Annotated in this window: 19 protein-coding genes; 11 read left to right on the plus strand and 8 right to left on the minus strand. The window is 37.4% G+C overall.

The features are described 5' to 3' along the window. Window positions 1–45: 45 nt before the first annotated feature. Genes egtB through Q1K34_RS09590 form a run of 3 tightly spaced genes read left to right on the plus strand, consistent with a single transcriptional unit; the run spans window position 46 to window position 2,491 of the window. Window positions 46–1,209 (plus strand): ergothioneine biosynthesis protein EgtB, encoded by a 1,164-nt coding sequence (gene egtB, locus Q1K34_RS09580; protein ID WP_300437866.1) that lies wholly within the window; start codon window positions 46–48, stop codon window positions 1,207–1,209. 13 nt (window positions 1,210–1,222) lie between these two features. Continuing rightward, window positions 1,223–2,191: an L-histidine N(alpha)-methyltransferase gene (locus tag Q1K34_RS09585; RefSeq protein WP_300437774.1), complete on the plus strand. Its 969-nt coding sequence runs from the start codon at window positions 1,223–1,225 to the stop codon at window positions 2,189–2,191. A gap of 18 nt (window positions 2,192–2,209) precedes the next feature. Next, the gene (locus tag Q1K34_RS09590; RefSeq protein ID WP_300437776.1) at window positions 2,210–2,491 is read left to right on the plus strand and encodes a DUF427 domain-containing protein; all 282 of its coding nucleotides are present in this window, start codon (window positions 2,210–2,212) and stop codon (window positions 2,489–2,491) included. 12 nt (window positions 2,492–2,503) lie between these two features. Here the strand turns inward: Q1K34_RS09590 and Q1K34_RS09595 are convergent, their stop codons facing one another. Both Q1K34_RS09595 and Q1K34_RS09600 read right to left on the minus strand, forming a co-directional pair. Next, window positions 2,504–2,794, minus strand: coding sequence for an isoamylase early set domain-containing protein (locus Q1K34_RS09595; protein ID WP_300437778.1), 291 nt, complete (start codon window positions 2,792–2,794; stop codon window positions 2,504–2,506). Window positions 2,795–2,993: 199 nt separating this feature from the next. After that, entirely contained in the window at window positions 2,994–4,070 is a 1,077-nt protein-coding gene (locus Q1K34_RS09600; protein ID WP_300437780.1) for an aminotransferase class V-fold PLP-dependent enzyme, read from the minus strand. 62 nt (window positions 4,071–4,132) lie between these two features. On the opposite strand from Q1K34_RS09600, the gene Q1K34_RS09605 reads away from it, so the two are divergent. The 5 genes from Q1K34_RS09605 to fabD all read left to right on the plus strand — a co-directional run bounded on the left by Q1K34_RS09605 (window position 4,133) and on the right by fabD (window position 7,501). Further along, the gene (locus Q1K34_RS09605) at window positions 4,133–4,591 is read left to right on the plus strand and encodes a 2TM domain-containing protein (protein WP_300437782.1); all 459 of its coding nucleotides are present in this window, start codon (window positions 4,133–4,135) and stop codon (window positions 4,589–4,591) included. A gap of 6 nt (window positions 4,592–4,597) precedes the next feature. Further along, complete coding sequence (locus Q1K34_RS09610) at window positions 4,598–5,080, plus strand: dihydrofolate reductase (protein WP_300437785.1); 483 nt, start codon at window positions 4,598–4,600, stop codon at window positions 5,078–5,080. Then, entirely contained in the window at window positions 5,067–5,927 is an 861-nt protein-coding gene (locus Q1K34_RS09615; RefSeq protein WP_300437788.1) for a fructosamine kinase family protein, read from the plus strand. The genes Q1K34_RS09610 and Q1K34_RS09615 overlap by 14 nt, the downstream gene beginning before the upstream one ends. A gap of 96 nt (window positions 5,928–6,023) precedes the next feature. Beyond that, window positions 6,024–6,524 carry a pyridoxamine 5'-phosphate oxidase family protein gene (locus tag Q1K34_RS09620; protein WP_300437790.1) on the plus strand — a complete coding sequence of 167 codons (501 nt, stop codon included), beginning with the start codon at window positions 6,024–6,026 and terminating at the stop codon, window positions 6,522–6,524. Window positions 6,525–6,616: 92 nt separating this feature from the next. Continuing rightward, window positions 6,617–7,501: an ACP S-malonyltransferase gene (gene fabD / locus Q1K34_RS09625; protein WP_300437792.1), complete on the plus strand. Its 885-nt coding sequence runs from the start codon at window positions 6,617–6,619 to the stop codon at window positions 7,499–7,501. 177 nt (window positions 7,502–7,678) lie between these two features. Here fabD and Q1K34_RS09630 read toward each other — a convergent pair whose 3' ends face one another. Both Q1K34_RS09630 and Q1K34_RS09635 read right to left on the minus strand, forming a co-directional pair. Beyond that, window positions 7,679–8,962: an amidohydrolase family protein gene (locus Q1K34_RS09630; protein ID WP_300437795.1), complete on the minus strand. Its 1,284-nt coding sequence runs from the start codon at window positions 8,960–8,962 to the stop codon at window positions 7,679–7,681. Between the two features lie 130 nt (window positions 8,963–9,092). After that, window positions 9,093–10,223: a DegT/DnrJ/EryC1/StrS family aminotransferase gene (locus Q1K34_RS09635; protein ID WP_300437798.1), complete on the minus strand. Its 1,131-nt coding sequence runs from the start codon at window positions 10,221–10,223 to the stop codon at window positions 9,093–9,095. Between the two features lie 99 nt (window positions 10,224–10,322). Here Q1K34_RS09635 and Q1K34_RS09640 point away from each other — a divergent pair, with 99 nt between their 5' ends. From Q1K34_RS09640 to Q1K34_RS09650, 3 genes are all read left to right on the plus strand, one after another. After that, entirely contained in the window at window positions 10,323–11,552 is a 1,230-nt protein-coding gene (locus tag Q1K34_RS09640; RefSeq protein WP_300437800.1) for a glycosyltransferase N-terminal domain-containing protein, read from the plus strand. Window positions 11,553–11,655: 103 nt separating this feature from the next. Next, window positions 11,656–11,877 carry a hypothetical protein gene (locus tag Q1K34_RS09645; protein ID WP_300437803.1) on the plus strand — a complete coding sequence of 74 codons (222 nt, stop codon included), beginning with the start codon at window positions 11,656–11,658 and terminating at the stop codon, window positions 11,875–11,877. 71 nt (window positions 11,878–11,948) lie between these two features. Continuing rightward, window positions 11,949–12,206, plus strand: coding sequence for a hypothetical protein (locus Q1K34_RS09650; RefSeq protein ID WP_300437806.1), 258 nt, complete (start codon window positions 11,949–11,951; stop codon window positions 12,204–12,206). 51 nt (window positions 12,207–12,257) lie between these two features. On the opposite strand, the gene Q1K34_RS09655 is transcribed toward Q1K34_RS09650, so the two are convergent. The 4 genes from Q1K34_RS09655 to Q1K34_RS09670 form a co-directional block, all read right to left on the minus strand. Further along, window positions 12,258–13,025, minus strand: coding sequence for a LexA family transcriptional regulator (locus Q1K34_RS09655; protein WP_300437809.1), 768 nt, complete (start codon window positions 13,023–13,025; stop codon window positions 12,258–12,260). A 91-nt stretch (window positions 13,026–13,116) separates the two neighbouring features. After that, a complete protein-coding gene (locus Q1K34_RS09660; protein WP_300437811.1) occupies window positions 13,117–15,093 on the minus strand; it encodes a heavy metal translocating P-type ATPase in 1,977 nt (658 codons plus the stop codon). Window positions 15,094–15,175: 82 nt separating this feature from the next. Beyond that, complete coding sequence (locus tag Q1K34_RS09665; RefSeq protein ID WP_300437814.1) at window positions 15,176–15,592, minus strand: Fur family transcriptional regulator; 417 nt, start codon at window positions 15,590–15,592, stop codon at window positions 15,176–15,178. Between the two features lie 159 nt (window positions 15,593–15,751). Continuing rightward, on the minus strand, window positions 15,752–18,190 hold the full coding sequence (locus tag Q1K34_RS09670; protein WP_300437817.1) for a zinc-dependent metalloprotease: 2,439 nt from the start codon (window positions 18,188–18,190) through the stop codon (window positions 15,752–15,754). Window positions 18,191–18,207 lie beyond the last annotated feature (17 nt).

An 18,207-nucleotide genomic window follows, 5' to 3' on the forward strand; every position in this document is an offset into this window, starting at 1 on the left:
AAAATATTGTAAATTTGAGTGGTACAAAACGTATCACTCTTTTTTATGCTTTCACAACAGGAAATAATTCAACTTTTTATAGAAACCCGGGAAGATTCAGAAAAGATATGTTCTTTTCTGGAAACAGAAGATTATGTGGTGCAACCGGTTGAGAATGTTTCGCCACCAAAATGGCATCTTGGTCATACTACCTGGTTTTTTGAAGAATTCGTCCTGAAGAAATATGCAGGCTCCCATCAACTTTTTGATAAAAACACAGCCTATGTTTTCAACAGTTATTATGAAAGCGTTGGAGAAAAAGTGGTAAGAACCAATAGGGGTAATTTATCACGCCCCACCGTTTCCTGGATCTATGATTTCAGAAAATATGTTACCGAAGCAATGCTTGAATTTTTGAAATCTAACGATCTGAGCGAGGAAGTACTTGGAGTAATTGAAATTGGATGCCATCACGAAAAACAACACCAGGAACTTCTTTATACCGATATTAAATATATTCTTGGGAATAATCCGCTTCTACCTAAATATAATGATGTATTTCAGGAGAATATTATTCAGAATTTTGAACAGGAATGGATTGAATTTTCAGAAGGGGTTTACGAGATAGGGCATAAAACTGATGATTTTTGTTACGATAATGAAAAAGGAGTTCATAAGAAATACCTTTGTGATTTTAGCATTTCCAATAAACTGGTAACAAATGCCGAATTTATAGAATTTCTTAATGCCGGCGGATATAATAACGTGCTGTTATGGCATGCAGAAGCCTGGGATTGGATTAATAAAAATGACATCAACTCACCGGCCTATTGGCATAATATTGACGAAGAATGGCATCAATATACTTTAAACGGACTTAAAAAACTTGATCCGGAAGCACCGGTGACGCATATTTCCTATTTTGAAGCTTTTGCTTTTTCCCAATGGAAAGGTATGAGACTTCCAACGGAAGAAGAATGGGAAACAGCACAGGAAAAATTCGAATGGGGAAGCAGATGGGAATGGACAGAAAGTGCTTATTCCCCCTATCCACACTACCAAAAACCTGAAGGAGCTCTTGGAGAATACAATGGCAAATTCATGGTAAACCAAAAAGTATTAAGGGGCGGCTCTGTTGCAACCTCAAGAAATCATACCAGACCGACATACAGGAACTTTTTCCATCCGGAATTAAGATGGCAATTTACAGGCTTCAGACTGGTAAAATAATATTATATTCTAAATGAAAAATCCACCAGAACTTATGTTTGAGTCTGCCTTTGCCGAGGATACTTATAAAGGATTAACCAGTTCTCCCAAGTATTTGCTTTCCAAATATATTTATGACCGTAAAGGGGATAAACTTTTTCAGCAAATCATGGATATGCCGGAATACTATCTAACTTCTTCAGAATTTGATATTCTTAAAAATAATGCTGAAGCAATCACAAGCTATTTTAGCAATGAAAGCGGGTTTGATCTTATTGAACTTGGTGCCGGGGATGGAAAAAAGACAAAAATTCTATTAAAGGAACTGATAGAAAAAGAGGCTAAATTCAATTATTTACCAATAGATATCAGCGAGAATGTATTGAAAGAACTTGAGACTTCCCTACAAAAAGAAATTCCGGAGGTTAATGTAAAAATCCAGCAGGGTACTTATTTCAAGACACTCGAAAAGCTTTCAGAATATAACACTAGAAAAAAGGTAATAATTGTTTTAGGAAGCAATATTGGCAATCTTTCTCATAAGGAAGCCGTTGATTTTTTAAGGAATATCGCACAGGCCATGAGTGAAGAAGATATGCTTTTTATGGGTTTTGATCAGAAAAAGAATCCGCAGACCATTTTAGATGCCTATAATGATGCTCAGGGAATCACCGAAGAATTCAATAAAAATCTTTTAGTCAGAATCAATCGGGAACTTGAGGGTGATTTTAAGTCGGATGATTTTTTACATTGGGAAACCTATAACCCGGAAACGGGCACTGCAAAAAGTTTCCTGGTGAGCAAGAAACAGCAAAAAGTAAATATCAGGAAGCTTGGGCTGGAAATTAATTTTGAAGCCTGGGAAAGCATTCATACCGAAATTTCCCAGAAATATGATGATTCCATTGTAAACTGGCTGGCAGATGAAGCTGGGCTGCATATGGAAAAATCCTTTAGTGATAATGAGAACCATTACAAAAATTATATCTTTAGGAGAAAGTAATTTCTAAAATCCTTACTCATGAAAGCTATTTGGAATGATACCATAATTGCTGAAAGTTCCAACACCAAAATCGTGGAAAACAATCATTATTTTCCACGAGAAGATATAAAAGAAACATATTTTAAAGCCAGTGATACCCATACCCGATGCCCATGGAAGGGTAAAGCCTCATATTTTGATATAGAGGTAGACGGCCGATTAAATAAGGATGCCGCCTGGTATTATCCAGATCCCAGCCATGCAGCAAAACCAATTGAAAATTACGTCGCCTTCTGGAACGGCGTAAAAGTTACTGAGTAAAATATCTCTAATTTAAACTACCACCACACTGTTTTCTGAAGCGGCATAATCATTCCATTTATAGGCGTCGGCTTCAGAATCGTTCCTCCATTCCCCGTCCACGAGATATTTAAATTGATATTCCTTATCTACTGGAATATTTAGTTGTGCTTTAAAATTTCCGTTCTTGTATTTTTTAAGCTCTACTGGCCTCCACTCATTAAAGTCCCCCGCAACGGCTACGCTTTGAGCCTCTGCTGCTGGCACGCAAAAAGTGATCTTACATTCCGGCTTTGATTTTAAATATTGTTTTGTGATAGACATAATCTTAATTTTTTTCCTGATTCAAGTTCCAAATTAAAATAATATTAAAGTATAAAACAATAAAAATCAGTTCATTAGAATATTTTTTCGAATTCAGAAAATAATCTCACTATTTTTCGTGAACTTGAGAATACGCAAACGATATCTTTGAGTATTCCTCTAAAATTTTATGAAAAAGTAGTTTCTGGAATATTCAATTTTAGATCTTTAAAACCTGGAAAAGATGATCCAGATCTTTTTCTGAATTAAAATAATGCATGCTTATCCTTATTCCATCACCACGTTGTGAGGTAATAATTCCTTCCCCTTTTAATTGATTGAAAAGTTTTTCATCTCCTTTAATATTGAAAATTGATGAAAAATCTTCCCGCTCTACCGTCCAATCCTCAATCATACCAGCCCCGGCTAACCTATCTCTAGCTATTTTCTTTAGGGTTGATATTTTGTTTTGAATAATCTCTATCCCAATCTCCTGAAGTAGATCTATAGCTACTTTTAAACTCCCAAAGTTAAGGGTGTCGTAATGTCCCGGTTCGAATTTTCCGATGAAATTACCTTCATGAGCTTTGTATTTTCCCTGTAAAGAGCCAAAACCGAGATGTTTTGGGGATAATTTTCCCTCTACACTTTTATTAAAAAGCATAAATCCGTTTCCATAACCGGCATTCATCCATTTATAACAACTACTAATCACCACGTCTATTCCTGAATCATCAAAATTAAAATCTTCAGTTCCAAAATACTGGGTGCCATCGGCAATTAGAATTAGGTCTGGAAACTGCTCTTTAATTTTTTTCAGAAAATCAATATTTAGTTTTACTCCGTTGAGATACTGAACGATGCTGAATGCAAAGAAATAAGGCTTTTCTTTTTCTATCTGTTTCAGAATATTCTCTTCCAGGCTTTCATTAATTGCGGCATAAACCACTTCAAAATTTCTAGATTCAACCGGCCAATTGATGGAGGGATAATCATTTTTTAGCAATAAAGCTTTTTTTGGAGATTCAAGACTTTCCAGAACACTGTTAAATCCGTAAGAAAAATTAGGAATCAGAGCCACTTTATTGGGAGCACAATGCAAAAACTTTCCCAGGATTTCTCTTACCTCTGTAAGCATCTCCCCCATTTTTTCCTTTAAAATACTGGCTTTGAGAAAAAAATCCATATCGTGATCCTGGCGAAATTCCCACACTTTTTCAGGAAGTAAACCGGAAGCGGCGGTATTTAAATAAGTATACTGTTCCAGTACCGGAAAGTCTTTTCTTAAATTATCCATAAGCCTTTAGAAGTTCTTTTTTTAAAATGTAAATTTGATACTACACTAATGTAACTTTTATTATGTTTTCTAAAAAGAAAAACACTTCCGAAGTCGATTCTGAACAACGTGAATTATATGAGAATGCCCGAAAAAGGGCCAAACAAAAGAAAAGGTTATTTCAGCATTTTGTAGTTTTCCTTATAGGAGCGGTTTTCCTTATTGTTCTCAATGTAGTTATAGGCTACCAGGAGAATTTTAAACCATTGGGATATAACTGGTTTGTTTGGGCAGTGCTACTTTGGACATTACTTTTTTTGATCCACTTTTTCAATGTTTTCATAGTCAACAGTTTTATGGGAAAAGAATGGGAAAACAAACAAATTGATAAACTGGTTAAGAAACAGAAAGAGAAAATTTCCAGATTAAAAGAAAAGGTGGAAAATGAACATCCTACCCCACTGAAAAAAGATCCTGTAGATACGACAAAACCACTAAAAAGAATTAGCCCGGAAGACCCGGAAAGACCAATAAATAGTTAAGAATAGATGCTTACAATGATTGCTGCTGCGGCAGAAAATAATGCCTTAGGAAAAGACAATGACCTCGTTTGGCATTTGCCAGATGATTTTAAACGCTTTAAGAGACTCACCTCCGGTCACTATATTATTATGGGAAGAAAAACCTTCGATTCCTTTCCAAAACTATTACCAGACCGCACCCATGTGATTATTACAAGGCAAAAAGATTTTAAGCCGGAAGGAACTATTGTTGTAAATTCTTTGGAAGAGGCTATCAGGGTGTCTAAACTCGATGAACAAGCCTATATTATTGGCGGTGGTGAAATATATAAACTGGGAATGCATGTTGCCGACAGGATTGAACTCACCCGTGTGCATGGAGCATTTGATGCAGATACTTATTTCCCGGAAATCGATGAGGAAAAGTGGGAGCTTGTAAAAGAACAATTTCATGAAAAAGATGAAAAGCATAAGTATTCTTTCACCTATCTAACCTATGAACGCAGGTAATTTTCCTCCCGTTTTAAATCAAATTGCAGAGGATTTTGGAATTCAGTTAAAAGATATTTCGGCATTAACAGGCGGTGATATTAATGAAGTTTTCCTATTGGAATCAAGGAATGATAAATTTGTGGTGAAACTAAATGATTCTGCCAGGTTCCCGGGAATGTTCGAAGCTGAAAAATCAGGTTTGGAAGAATTATTGGCTTCTTCAGTAATTGATGTCCCAAAGCCATTAAAAACGGGACAGGCTACATCTCAATCTTATCTTATTCTCGAATATAAAAGTTCGGCACCAAAAGCTTCAGATTTCTGGGAAAAATTTGGAGAACAACTGGCGCAGCTGCATCAGGAAACTTCAGAAAAATTCGGTTTTAAAGAAGATAATTATATAGGGAGTCTTCCACAGTATAACAGTCAGAAAAAATCTACAGCTGAATTTTTCATTGAAATGCGTTTAAAGCCTCAAATTGAAATGGCAGAAGAAAATGGCTTCAATCTAAATGTAAAAACCTCATTCTATAGGAATTGCCATGATATTATTCCTTCTGAACCTCCTTCCTTAATTCATGGGGATTTATGGAATGGTAATTATCTGGTGAATGCTCAAGGCAATGCCTGTCTTATAGATCCCGCAGTTTCATATGCTCCTCGAGAAATGGATCTGGGAATGATGAAATTATTTGGAGGCTTTAATGAAACTTTATTTCACACCTATAACGAAATCTATCCTCTTCAGAAGGATTGGGAAGAAAGGATCCCGCTCTGGCAATTATATTATCTACTGGTACATCTTAATATTTTTGGAGCCGGTTATAGGTCGCAGGTGACCTCTATTCTGCAAAAATTCAGCTGATTTTACAATTCTTAACATGGCGCATTTTTTTTTAGGACTTCATTAGCGCATAAACCAGCTTATCTAAAGTATCTTCATATCAAATAAAAAACGACTATGAGCACTAAAAATTTATATGACGATAAGGCACGTGAAAAGATCAAGGATATTGCAGAAGATGTAGATTTCTGTATGCTGGTGACCAACATGGATCAAAAACCATTAAATGCCGTTCCTATGTCTACCAAGCAGGTAGATGATCATGGAGCTGTTTGGTTCTTAAGCAAAAACGATAGCGAACACAACAGAAATATCGAAAAAGACAGTGACGTTCAATTGCTCTATAGCGGAACTTCAGAAATGGAGTTTTTAAGTGTATATGGCGAGGCATTTATCGAAACTAATCGTGATGTAATACATAAATTATATTCCAAAGCAGACAATGCATGGTTTGATGGAAAGGATGATCCAAATATCACGGCAATAAAAATTAATCCGAAAGAAGCTTATTACTGGGATAACAAAGACAATAAAATGGTAACCTTATTTAAATTGGGTATGGCTGCAGTAAGTGGCAATAACCAGGATATTGGAGAAAAAGGAAAATTAAAGCTTTAAAAGACTGTATTTGTCTGAAGAGACCTCATAACGAATCTTTGTTGTGAGGTCTTTTTATTTATACCTATTTTTGTTTAACTAAACCAACATTTATGAAAGCATATGTATTTCCCGGTCAGGGAGCCCAGTTTTCGGGAATGGGATTAGATCTTTACGAAAAGTCTCCCGAAGCACAGGAACTGTTCAATCAGGCCAATGACATCCTTGGATTTTCCATCACAGATATAATGTTCGAGGGCTCTGCTGAAGACCTTAAACAAACAAAAGTTACTCAACCCGCCATATTTTTACATTCGGTAATATTAAGTAAGGTACTTGGTGAGAGTTTTAAGCCAGACATGGTAGCGGGCCATTCGCTTGGAGAATTTTCAGCTTTGGTAGCCAACGGAGTCCTTAGCTTTGAAGATGGTTTAAAACTAGTTTCTCAAAGAGCTCAGGCGATGCAGAAAGCCTGTGAACTGGAACCATCTACCATGGCGGCGGTACTAGGTCTTGAAGATGAGATGGTAGAAGCTGTCTGTTCAGAAACTGACGGGATTGTCGTTGCGGCAAATTATAACTGCCCGGGACAACTGGTAATTTCCGGAGCTTATGAAGCCGTGGAAAAAGCCTGCGAAAATCTAAAAGAAAGAGGTGCCAGGAGAGCAATGATATTACCCGTTGGCGGAGCTTTTCACTCCCCATTAATGGAACCGGCCAGGAAAGATCTTGCTGAGGCTATTGAAAATACTCAATTCAACGAGGCGCTTTGCCCGGTTTATCAGAATGTTAGCACTTTTGCGGTAAAAAATCCGGAAGAGATCAAGAAAAATTTGGTATTTCAGCTCACTGCTCCCGTAAAGTGGACGCAGTCGGTCCAGAATATGATCAAAGATGGGGCTACGCAATTTATAGAAGTAGGCCCTGGAAAAGTTCTGCAGGGATTAGTCAAAAAAATTGAGAGAAGTATGGAAACCTCTTCTGCAGAAATTAAATAATTATCAAATGCTATTTACTTAATAGAGGCTGTCTAAAAAGTCCTTTTTTCGTCAAGCTGAACTTGATTCAACTTCTAACCGATTTTGATTTTCAATTAGTTAAGATCCTGAAAGTAAATTAGGATGACGTTTTCTCGAGTTTCTAGACAGCCTCTTTTTTATTCAATCAATACCGGATTATTCATTTTTAAATACTTTCCCTTCTTTCATCACAAACTTCACATCTTCAAGGGTTTTAATATTTTGAGTAGGGTCTTCATCTACTGCAATAATATCGGCATAAAAACCTGAGGCTATTTGTCCGCTCTCCTTCTCCATGTTTAATATTTTTGCTGGCACTATAGTTGCCACCTGAATAGCTTCCATCTCGGGCATTCCCGCTTCTACCATAAACCAAAATTCTTTCCCGTTTTCTCCATGTTTAAATACCCCTGCATCAGTTCCAAAAGCAATAGGTACGCCCCTTTTATAAGCTTTTGAGAAAGTATTCTGAATTTTAGGCCCTATTTCCTTTGCCTTAGGAACCACGAGTTCAGGATAATAATTTTCGATCTGTGCCTTTTCTGTAACTTCCTTTCCTGCGGTTATCGTAGGAACAAGATAAGCACCATTTTTCTTCATTAAATCCATGGTTTCCTCGCTCATCAAAGTTCCATGCTCAATTGTAGTTACACCTGCTTTGACGGCTCTTTGCATTCCCTCATCCCCGTGGGCATGTGCGGCAACATGAAAACCGTAATCTTTTGCAGTTTTAACGATCTCTTCTATTTCTTCATCGAAAAACTGAGGATTGGAACTACTTTTAGCAACACTTAGAACTCCACCTGTCGCGGTAATCTTAATAAGATCTGCTCCGTTTTTATATCGCTGCCTCACCGCTTTTCTCGCGTCTTCCACGCTGTTTACAACTCCTTCTTTTGGCCCCGGATCTCCTATCATCTCATTGTTCATACCATTAGTTGGATCTGCATGACCGCCTGTGGTGGCTAAAGATTTTCCGGCAGTAAAGATCCTGGGGCCATTTATATTGCCTTTATTTATTGCATCCCTTAAAGCGATATTAACTCCGGAACCACCAAGATCCCGAACAGTAGTAAATCCTGCCATCAATGTTTTCTTTGCAAATCCCACGGAACTTAGCGCATCGTCTGCAGGATTATTGGTAAACCTTTGCATATACTTACTGGGGTTTGTTTCACTTTCCAGATGTACATGCATATCGGTTAGGCCAGGCAGGACAGTTTTATTTTTTAGATCTATCAAACTATCTTCTGCTGAAGAGGGATCCAAAAAACCGTTTTGGACACTTTTGATTTTGTTGCCGGAAATAATAATCGTCTGGTCATTAAGAATCTTTCCATTTTTAGTATCTACCAATTTACCGGCATGTATATAAATTTCCTGAGCAGAAATAGTTAAACAGAATATTAGTGCGGAAATAAGAGTAAAAAGTCTTTTCATATAATTTAAATTAAATAAGAATTAAGCACCGGGCAATATACAGAATTTGATTTTCATTTTTTTCGACATTATGAATAACAAAAAAACCCGACAGGTTGCCGGGTTTAAAACTCATTATCGTAATATTATTTTAATCCAGAAACTCGATAATAGTATCGGTAATGTATTTTATCTGATCATCCTCCAGTTCAGTATGCATGGGCAATGAAATGACTTCTTTTACCAACTGATTTGTTATCGTAAAATCATTTTCATTATATCTTTCATCTGCGTAAGCTTTTTGGCGATGTAACGGGATGGGATAATAAATACCAAAAGGAATTCCTTTCTCCTGTAGATGTTTCGCCAAGGCATCCCTTTTACCTCCACCAATTTTCAAGGTATACTGGTGATATACATGAGTGTCGCAGTCACCTCTTCGAACTGGCGTTACAATATTTTGGTGTCCATCAAATGCATTAGAATATTTTAAAGCTGCTTCCTTCCTGGCTTCATTGTAAACATCCAGTTTCTTAAGCTTTGCCCTAAGTACCGCAGCCTGAAAACTATCCAGCCTTGAATTTACTCCAACCACATCATGGTGGTAACGTTCATACATACCATGATTTACGATACCACGAATAGTGTGTGCCAATTCATCGTTATCAGTAAAGATAGCACCACCGTCACCATAGCATCCAAGATTTTTAGACGGAAAGAAAGAGGTGGCCGAAACATCTCCTATAGTCCCTGCTTTTTTAATCTCCCCATTTTTTGAATGGTATTCTGCTCCTATAGCCTGCGCATTATCTTCAATAACATATAGATTGTATTCTTTGGCAATTTCCATAATCGTATCCATATCGGCGGTCTGTCCGAAAAGATGAACAGGAACAATTGCTTTAGTATTCGGAGTAATTGCTTTTTTGATCTCTTCAGGATCTATATTAAAAGTTTGAGGATCTACATCTACCAATACAGGTGTTAACTGAAGAAGCGCTATCACTTCTACGGTAGCAGCAAATGTAAAATCGGCAGTGATCACTTCATCTCCCGGTTTTAAACCCAGTCCCATCATGGCTATTTGAAGGGCATCTGTTCCATTTGCACAGGGAATTACATGCTTTACACCAAGATACTCTTCCAGTTCCTTTTGAAAAGCATGAACATGAGGCCCATTTATAAAGGAAGTTTCCTCCAATATCTGTTGTATTCCTTGATTTACTTCATTTTTTATACCTTCATATTGACCTTTAAGATCAACCATTTGAATCTTTTTCATCTACACTATTTTTCAGGTTTACGAAAATACGAAATATAGCACCTACTGGCAATCCATTTATTGGGAAAGGCCTATTTTAGCAATCTCAATTTTTTTATCGTGCAGGGAATTTACAATGTATTAGTCAAACTAAGCGGAGTCTTTCTTAAATCGGCAGGAAATTTTAGCCCTAAACTAAAAGAATTTACCAAAGGCAGGGAAGGACTTTTTTCAAAATTGGAAAAAGATATTGATCCTTCCAGGAATCATTTTTGGATCCACGCTGCTTCATTGGGCGAATTTGAAATGGCTGTTCCAGTGCTAAAAATGCTAAAAAAAAACTATCCCGATGTAAAAACGGTGGTTAGTTTTTTTTCTCCTTCAGGATTTAAAAATAAACAATTTCATCCCCTTGTAGATCATTTTACCTATCTGCCTTTAGACACCCAAAAGAATGCTGAAAATTTCTTAAAAATCATTCAGCCGAAAATGGCTTTTTTTATCAAGTATGACTTCTGGCCCAATTTTCTTAATGAATTAAAAAAAAATAATACCAGGACATTTTTGGTTTCCGGAGTATTTCGAAAAGATCAGGCATTTTTTAAGATCTATGGTAAATGGATGATCCAGCCACTTAAAGCATTTGAGCACTTTTTCGTTCAGAATAAAGAGTCTGTAAAGCTATTGGATGCTATTGGTTTTAAAAACTCAACGCTAAGTGGCGACACAAGATTCGATCGTGTGGCAGCACAGATTGAAGCCGACAATGGTATAGATTTTATTGAAGAATTCAAACAGGATAAATTACTGCTGGTGTGCGGTAGTACCTGGCCAGAAGATGAAAAATTAATAATGAATTACCTCAATAATTCTAAAAATATCAAATTCATTATTGCCCCTCATGAAATTAAAGAAGAAAAAATTCAAAAACTCACCAACGAGTTAAAAATTCCGTCTGTGAAATATTCCGAAAAAGAAGGGAAGGATTTAGAGGAATTTCCTGTACTAATTCTTGATACTATTGGCCTATTGGGCAGGGCTTACAGTTATGCAGATATGGCGTATGTTGGTGGAGCAGCCGGAAACACGGGACTGCATAATATTCTGGAACCGGCCACATTTGGTATTCCCATTATTATAGGAGAAAATTATAGCAGGTTTCCTGAAGCTGAGCGATTAAGACAGTTGGCTGGACTGTTTTCTGTTAAAACTTCAGAAGAATTTTCAGCTATAATGAAAAAATTTTCTACAAATTCTGAATTCAGAAAAAAGAGCGGAATGATCGCCGGTCACTTTATTAACAGCAATACCGGAGCCACCAGATCTCTTGAAGAATATCTCAAAAAGTAATTGTCTAAGACATTAACAAACTTTGCTAAAAAAAAGTAAAATATCATTATTCAACAAGTTTTAGTTGTAATTTCGATCTAAATAACCAATAAACTATTGAACCATGAAACGTTTATCGATGTTAGCCGGTGGGCTAATAATGTTCTCTACTGTGCTTACTTCATGTAGAGATACTACTGAAAAAGAAACGGTTGTAAGAGAGGTTGAAGTAGAGAAGAAAGTAGAAGAAAGAGAAGGAATTCTTGAAAGAACTGCAAAAGAAGTAGATAAAGAAGTAAACAAAGAAATTGACGAAGAAATTGATAAAATTGGCGACGATAATTAAATCTAAGCCTTATCATTTAATAACTAAATTACTAACACCAAAATTTTAAAAAGATGAAAAAACCAATAGTAATGTTCGCATTAATGCTTTCCATGGGTGTATTTTTCACTTCATGTAGAGATACAGCAAATGAAAACGAAACTGATGATATGGAAATGTCTGATGATATGGATGATATGGACGACATGAACGAAGTTGAAAACGACATCGAGCAAGCTGCAGATGATACTGGTGATGCTATTGAAAATGCTGCCAATGAAACTGGTGGCGCTGTGGAGAAAGCTGCTAATAAAGTTGAAGACGAAGTAGAAAATAACGACGATTATTAATCGAAGAAATTCTTACATTAGAAAGCCCTTTCTTGCGAAAGGGCTTTTTTATTAGTGTTTAAATGATTTTAGTTCTCTTTTTAGCTCATTCATAGATTGCTGTAATTCCTGAAAAAGTCCACTGTTAGAGGGATTATCTAAATTAAAAGTAAGCTTAGAATTGACTTGCCATATTTCCTGTATATCGTGGAGGTTGACCTCCAGAGGCAAATATTCCTCGTTTAACGAAATAAGCAGTACTTTGGAAGGATCAGGCATTTTCTGAAGTTTCTTTACCAGTACCGAATCATACATCACAATTACATAAATCCGGTTATTACTCGCTTCTTCTATGCTTGAAACCGCTTTCCCCATTACCCATTCGCCCGGCCTATAATCTGGCAACATACTATCGCCTTCTATTTGAAAGCCTCTATAGGTAGCATTGCGAAATTCTGGCAAAGGAATATCAAACGCCGGCAATTGATTATACCATTCCACATCCTGAACATTATGAGGATAACCGGCAGCGGCCTTCTGATTTACCAGAACAATATTCTCATTATCAGCATTATCTACGGTGATCACTTTTGGGCTCACATCACCTTTAGAAATTTTGAGATATTTCTGTCCACTTTCTCCAAATAACCATAAAGGATTAATTGCGAATTGTCTCAATAATTCGGCTACCACTTTCCCTGATAGTTTGGTTCTACCCCGCTCAATATCTGCTGTGGAGTTTTTAATTCCCAATAAACTGGCAAATTCAGATTGGGTAAAATTATTTTCTTCACGCACTTCTTTAAAGTGCTTAATTTCAATAGATCCCGGTGACCCCATAAATTTAATATTAGGAATATTTCCAAAATTTACTCAAAAATATTGGATTTAATCCTATTTAGCTAAAAAAGGTGGAATTTTTTCGATATTACTAACTGTATTTATTCTTGAATGCCAGTAAACGAAGTGCGTTCAGCACTACTACAAGGGTGGAACCTTCGTGAAAAACTACGGCTATCCCGATATTAGCCCATCCAAATATGGTAGCCGGTAACAGCATGGCTACTACTCCCAGACTAATCCATAAGTTCTGTCTAACGATCTGTTGAGCTTTTCTACTTAGAGCTATAGCAAAAGGAAGAATTTCAAGTTTATCTGCCATTAGTGCAACATCGGCTGTTTCGAGTGCCACATCACTCCCGGCAGCTCCCATGGCGATTCCCACAGTACTGTTGGCCATGGCCGGAGCATCATTCACCCCATCTCCTATCATGGCAATTTTTGATTCCTCCTTTTCAAGTTTCTTTATTTGTGCTACTTTTTCCTCTGGTAACAAGCTTCCATAGGCATCGGTTACCCCAATTTCAGAAGCAACTGCGTTGGCAACCTCCTGATTATCTCCTGTTAGCATGATCATTTTCCGAATCCCGATCTTTTTGAGATTGGTTAGGGTAGATTTTGCGGCTTCCCTTGGGGTATCCATGAGTGCAATGATCCCACTAAAATGCTCACCATCCTGGACCAGCATTACTGTTTTACCCTCTTTTTCCAATTGTTGGATCTTTTGCTGAATATCGGCAGGAACTTCTTCTGTATAAAGCTCTAAATTTCCAATTTGAATAAGTTCACCATTTATGCTACCCTTAATTCCTTTTCCCTGTATTGCTTCAGAATTCTTCACGGCTGGAAATCCGTTTATAGATTCCATCCTTTTTTTCCCATCTCTAACTACTGCTTTTGCCAGAGGATGATTACTGGAACTTTCCAAAGCGATCACTTTTCGTAGAAATTCATCGGTAGACAGCCCATTTACAAGAACCACATCGGTCATTTTAGGTTTTCCTTCCGTAAGGGTTCCGGTTTTATCAAAAGCAAGCGCTCTTAAAGTACCCAGGTCTTCCAATGGCTTTCCACCTTTGATAAGCACTCCTCCTTTTGCCGCACGGGCAATTCCGCTTAAAACTGCAGAAGGGGTTGAAATTGCGAGAGCACAGGGACTTGCCGCTACTAAAGCCGCCATAGAACGATAGAAACTATCCTGCCAGGATTCATCGACGATCAGAAAAGCAAAATTTAAAAGAACTATAAGTATAAGAACGGCAGGAACATAATATTTCTCAAATTTATCGGTTAAAAGCTGTGTAGGTGATTTTTTCTCCTGAGCCTCCTGAACCATGGTAATAAGTCGGTTTAGGGTAGAATCCTGCGATTTTTTTATGACTTTAATTTCAATGCTGTTATTACCATTGATGGTTCCGGCATATACCCTGCTTTTTTCAGGTATTTCTTCTTCTGAGGTATATTCCGATTCTATATTTCCAATCGGCTCCTTATTTACAGGAATACTCTCACCTGTAATGGGCGCCTGATTAATACTAGTGTTACCGCTAATTAAAACTCCGTCTGCACTAATCGTGGAATTCGGTTTGATTTTTATAATATCACCAACCAACAGATCTTCGATTTTCACTTCCACAAAATCATCTTCTTCTTTTCTGAGGGCGATTTTTGGGGATAACTTGGTTAAAGATTCTATAGATTTTTGGGCCTTTTCCATAGCTAGATGTTCCAGTGCATGACCCAGGCTAAAAAGGAATAGTAATAAAGCGCCTTCTGCCCATTTATCTAATAGTGCCGCTCCTACTGCGGCCACTAACATTAAAAAATCAATTTCAAACTGACCTTTAGAAATTTCCTGTACAGCCTCCTTCAACGTATAATATCCTCCAAAACCATAAGAAATAAGGTATGGAATAAGAATATAAATAAAATTGAGTTGACTGAAAGTATCGAGCAAAAATCCCGTGAGAAGAAAAACCCCGCTGATCACTGCGAAAATCAGTTCGGTCTTATCTCCAAAGATTCCGTCATTATGCGGTTTACAGCAGCCGTGATTGTGTCCAGACATTAAAATTCAGTTTTATAAAAATTTTCAGTGAAATCTGAAATTAGGGTCTAAAGTAGGAGAAAATTCATGCAACTTAAGTGCATTAAACATGGCTGCACTTGTCGCAGAAACCTTTTAAAACAAGATTCATATCCCTGGTGATAAAGCCTTCTGGTAGGTTTATATGAGGAATCTTATGATCGGTAAGGCAAATGGTATCGTTACAATTTGTGCAGTGAAAATGCAAGTGTAGACTCTGCGAATTAATATCTGTTGAAGTTGGTTCATCGAGGGCATATTTAGCCACTCCCGTCCCATCATCTATTTGATGAACCAATCCGTGTTTTTCAAAAGTTTTGATGGTGCGGTATAAGGTAGTTCTATCCGATTTATCGAAACCTGATTCTATATCATTCAGTGTCACTGCAACATTCAGGTCCCTAAGAAATTTATACATAAGAAGCCTGGTTGCCGTGGGACGGACATTATGGATTTTCAAAACTTTTTCTATTTCATCCATGCCGTGAAGATATTAAACAAAGTTAGGCTGATTTAGGAAAAAATTGAAATTCAGTTTCTTTTATTCTGAAAAGAATATCACGATAAGCAAAATAAAAGGCATTAACAAAAATGGCCATCCCAAAACGGAATGGCCATTTCTAAAAATTTTTATAAAAATCTATGCTTCGGTCAATATTGCCTCATCAATTCTGGCAATAAGATCATTCCAGTGATATCTGGTAAGTTCATGACCTGCCCCATTCTTTCTACGATTAATATCATTTTTAAGTCGGTTAAGCTCCCCTCTCATCAGCGCCATAATATCAGATTTAAGCACCTCATCATTCTCACGGTTTTCCAGTTCTTTCACATAGGAAGCTGCCACATCTACAAAAGATCTTTGTAAATTCCTTCTATAAGCATCGGACTTTTCAGAATTATATAATTCCTTAAAGATACCCTTGCGTAAATCTGACATCATTTCTGTTACGGAATAAGCCTGATTCCCATTTACCTCTTCATTGGCGATCATTCTTTTTAACCTGTCTTTTTCAAGCAGATTTTCCAATGCCCTTGTTTGCAGCGACTGTATTCTCTCCCGTACTTCTGAAGCTTCTATCCTACCTAACAAATCCTGATCCAATAGCCAGGAAGGTGTACTAAAAGCCTCTTTATTCAGAAATTCCACAGCATTCTCCTGAACATTAGCCGGCACTGGCTCATAAACTGCTCCTGACTGATCTGAAGTTTTTCTGGTTTCATAAATCCCCCCAACATTCGTAACTACATGAGAAAGATACCCCCTCCACATATAGTTTAATTCCCTGTAAACCTCATCCAAATCATCATAAGCGTAACCCTCTTTTGAAGTCCATGCAATAAGATTGGGCACCACTTTTTTAAGATTTGCTATCCCATATTCACTGGCTTTTACCTGATCGTCTCCTAAACTTTCCCTCTGTGATTGTGGATCTGCTCCGGAATATCCATTTCCAAATTCATAAACCGGATCCCCTGCTTTTTCCAGAATCCACTTATCTAAAGTACCCTTCTCAGCCTGAGCAGATTCTGCTTCCGGAAGATACCTGTATCCCCAGTTGATAGCATACAGGTCATAGGGCCCCATCATTCTAATATACCTTACATCCTCATCCCCAGGTTGCGCCACATAATTTACCCGGGCATAATCCATAATAGAAGGAGTGAGTCCGTATTTCTGGGTGAATTCAGCCGATCTCAAAGAATCTGTAGGATAGGCAGAACTGGCTTTCATATTATGCGGAAGTCCTAATGCATGTCCTACCTCGTGGGCAATAACCATTCGCATCATCTCCCCTATTTCCTCTTCAGGAGTATTTAAAGTCCTGGCATTGGGATTTTGGGCGCCGGCCTCAATCATAAAACGGTTCCTGTAAGAACGTAAATGATTGTGATACCAGATAATATCACTTTCAATGATCTCACCAGTTCGAGGATCGGTTACAGAAGGTCCCACCGCATTCCTGGTGGTACTCGCCACGTAACGGACTACAGAATATCTTACATCTTCGGGGCTAAATTCCGGGTCTTCTTCTTTGTTTGGTGGATCTTTAGCAATAATGGCATTTTTAAAGCCTGCTTTTTCAAAAGCTACATTCCAATCTTCAATACCTTTTTTAAAATATGGCCTCCATTTTTCGGGCGTGGCAGGATCAAGATAATATACAATAGGTTCTTCCGGCTCCACCAACTCTCCCCTCTTATAGGCTTCAATATCCTTTGGGACAAGTTTCCATCGGCGTATGATCTCGTAATCATCTGCCTTTAATTCTTCTGAATTATAATCATACTTATCTATGGTAAACCAACCCACGCGATAATCAGCCAGTCTTGGCTGCATCTTATTTTCTGGCAATAAAATCATGGACTGGTTCAAAAGCATGGAAATTGTTCCTGCCTGATCTCTTTCCGGAGGAGTTTCAGCTTCATAGGTCATCACATGTTTCACCTCAATATTCTTAGGATAAGCATTGGCAGATTTAATATATGACCTACTCTTATCCAGCTTTTTTACCTTATAGCGTTTACGAAGGCTTTCCGAAATACCATTAATGGCATCCACTTCATTTTCAAACAATGGCCCAGCCTCGATAACCACACTGGTAGAATCTTTACTCCAGGTTTCAATTTTAGAGCTATATAAAATAGGGAAGAAATTATTTGCCTGAACAGACTGATTAATAGGCGATTCTTCGTCGCTTTGATTTTCAAAACTGATCACCTTCATATCGATATTCCCATTCCGCTTTACCCAACGCACAACCTGTTCATTCACTTTAGAACCAGCATTTACATAGCCGCCGCCATAGCCTGAAGGAACCCCTGCAATTCTACTTACCAGCAGCATATCTTTTTCCAGAAGATCCAGTGGGATTTCAAAATATAGTTTATCATCTACAAAGTGAGTAGTAAACAATCCCTCATCACTTTTCGCTTTTGCAGTAATAACTTCATCATAATTTTTTAAATCGCTTTTTTCCTTTTTAGATTGTTCAGGATTTTCAGCAACAGGTTTTGAACTTTTACAACCAATCAATCCGGTTGCAATGAGTGCCGCACAGGCTATTTTTTTGACCATGAAAAATTTTTTCCTAA

It is taken from the genome of Christiangramia sp., assembly GCF_029937855.1.
In the GTDB taxonomy this organism is placed as follows: domain Bacteria; phylum Bacteroidota; class Bacteroidia; order Flavobacteriales; family Flavobacteriaceae; genus Christiangramia.

What these genes read in the sequence shown, in the direction of transcription:
- egtB (WP_300437866.1), top strand. Translation starts at nt 46, where the DNA reads ATGCTTTCACAACAGGAAATAATTCAACTTTTTATAGAAACCCGGGAA.
- Q1K34_RS09585 (WP_300437774.1), top strand. Translation starts at nt 1,223, where the DNA reads ATGAAAAATCCACCAGAACTTATGTTTGAGTCTGCCTTTGCCGAGGAT.
- Q1K34_RS09590 (WP_300437776.1), top strand. Translation starts at nt 2,210, where the DNA reads ATGAAAGCTATTTGGAATGATACCATAATTGCTGAAAGTTCCAACACC.
- Q1K34_RS09595 (WP_300437778.1), bottom strand. Translation starts at nt 2,794, where the DNA reads ATGTCTATCACAAAACAATATTTAAAATCAAAGCCGGAATGTAAGATC.
- Q1K34_RS09600 (WP_300437780.1), bottom strand. Translation starts at nt 4,070, where the DNA reads ATGGATAATTTAAGAAAAGACTTTCCGGTACTGGAACAGTATACTTAT.
- Q1K34_RS09605 (WP_300437782.1), top strand. Translation starts at nt 4,133, where the DNA reads ATGTTTTCTAAAAAGAAAAACACTTCCGAAGTCGATTCTGAACAACGT.
- Q1K34_RS09610 (WP_300437785.1), top strand. Translation starts at nt 4,598, where the DNA reads ATGCTTACAATGATTGCTGCTGCGGCAGAAAATAATGCCTTAGGAAAA.
- Q1K34_RS09615 (WP_300437788.1), top strand. Translation starts at nt 5,067, where the DNA reads ATGAACGCAGGTAATTTTCCTCCCGTTTTAAATCAAATTGCAGAGGAT.
- Q1K34_RS09620 (WP_300437790.1), top strand. Translation starts at nt 6,024, where the DNA reads ATGAGCACTAAAAATTTATATGACGATAAGGCACGTGAAAAGATCAAG.
- fabD (WP_300437792.1), top strand. Translation starts at nt 6,617, where the DNA reads ATGAAAGCATATGTATTTCCCGGTCAGGGAGCCCAGTTTTCGGGAATG.
- Q1K34_RS09630 (WP_300437795.1), bottom strand. Translation starts at nt 8,962, where the DNA reads ATGAAAAGACTTTTTACTCTTATTTCCGCACTAATATTCTGTTTAACT.
- Q1K34_RS09635 (WP_300437798.1), bottom strand. Translation starts at nt 10,223, where the DNA reads ATGAAAAAGATTCAAATGGTTGATCTTAAAGGTCAATATGAAGGTATA.
- Q1K34_RS09645 (WP_300437803.1), top strand. Translation starts at nt 11,656, where the DNA reads ATGAAACGTTTATCGATGTTAGCCGGTGGGCTAATAATGTTCTCTACT.
- Q1K34_RS09650 (WP_300437806.1), top strand. Translation starts at nt 11,949, where the DNA reads ATGTTCGCATTAATGCTTTCCATGGGTGTATTTTTCACTTCATGTAGA.
- Q1K34_RS09655 (WP_300437809.1), bottom strand. Translation starts at nt 13,025, where the DNA reads ATGGGGTCACCGGGATCTATTGAAATTAAGCACTTTAAAGAAGTGCGT.
- Q1K34_RS09660 (WP_300437811.1), bottom strand. Translation starts at nt 15,093, where the DNA reads ATGTCTGGACACAATCACGGCTGCTGTAAACCGCATAATGACGGAATC.
- Q1K34_RS09665 (WP_300437814.1), bottom strand. Translation starts at nt 15,592, where the DNA reads ATGGATGAAATAGAAAAAGTTTTGAAAATCCATAATGTCCGTCCCACG.
- Q1K34_RS09670 (WP_300437817.1), bottom strand. Translation starts at nt 18,190, where the DNA reads ATGGTCAAAAAAATAGCCTGTGCGGCACTCATTGCAACCGGATTGATT.